Origin of the sequence: Paenibacillus forsythiae T98, assembly GCF_000520735.1 — a bacterium.
GTDB lineage: Bacteria > Bacillota > Bacilli > Paenibacillales > Paenibacillaceae > Paenibacillus_AQ > Paenibacillus_AQ forsythiae.
Map to the genome: position 1 here is coordinate 1 of NZ_ASSC01000167.1, position 1068 is coordinate 1068.

The window sequence follows — 1068 nt, forward strand, 5'->3', positions numbered from 1 at the left end:
TAACCATGAAATGGCGCTGGCGCTGGAGAAGAAAGCCCAGAGCCATACGCCTACAAGCCGCCGCATGTCGCAAATCGGCGGTTAAGCCGAAAGCACGTTCCACAGCTGCCGGAGCATATATCCGGCCATTCCCCAAAGGAGCAGCGCGGAGACCCTGTTCAGCGCGCGTACCCGTCTGCCGGAGGGATCGGCCTTGCCGAGCGCGCTTCCGGTGGCGGCCAGAGTCATGAACCACAGCCATGATACCCCGGAGGCGGCTGCGGCGAACGCCCAGCGCTCCGCCCCGCCATACTGGAGGGAGCTTGTGCCGATCACGCCCACCGTGTCCATCAGGGCATGCGGATTCAGCAGCGACACCGACAGCGCGTAGGCGATCTGCTCTTTGGCAGGAAGCGTAACAGCGCGATTCCCCGCCTGGCTCCCTCGCAGGATTTTCCAGCCCATCACAGTTAAAAAGCAAGCGCCTGCTCCGTAAATAAAAGGGGTTAGCCATTTCAGCGACAGTACGGCGAGAGCTGCTCCCCCTACGGCTGCGAGAATCAGCAGCGTATCGCACAGCGCTGCCGTGATTACGGCGGGAAGCGCCCGCGTATACCGCAGCTGCAGCGCCCCCTGATTAAACACAAAGATATTCTGCGCTCCCAGCGGCAGAATAAGGCCAATTGCCAACACTATTCCATGAATGGCGGCTTCCATACTGCCTTGGTCCTCCCTTTCTCCGGTAAATGCCCGCGTCTAATTCGGGTCTTTAACGAATATTACAGCCTTCTCTATCCTTTCGTGACCATCCAAATGCAGGGCCTGCCCCCCAACCAAATGAACCGGCTCCTGTCATCATGCTATACTGTGATCCATATACGAAGGTAAGGAATATTACTTAAAGGGGGAAAGGTTTCATGCAGTCACAGACCCGTATTCCGCCGCCCCGCAGCAGCGGCGCTTCCTTGGCGGACTGGCGTCCGGACCGGGCTTCGCCTCAGCCGATCTACGCGCAAATCGCCGGATATTTCCGCGCCAAAATCACCGGCGGCGACTGGCCCGAGGGCATGAAGCTGCCGCCGCAGCGCG

General features: G+C 59.6%; 1 protein-coding gene. It reads right to left on the reverse strand.

All coding sequences use genetic code 11. The features are described from left to right. Positions 1 to 81: 81 nt before the first annotated feature. Complete coding sequence (locus tag L692_RS0106220) at positions 82 to 696, reverse strand: LysE/ArgO family amino acid transporter (RefSeq protein WP_025698172.1); 615 nt, start codon at positions 694 to 696, stop codon at positions 82 to 84. Between the last annotated feature and the right edge of the window lie 372 nt (positions 697 to 1068).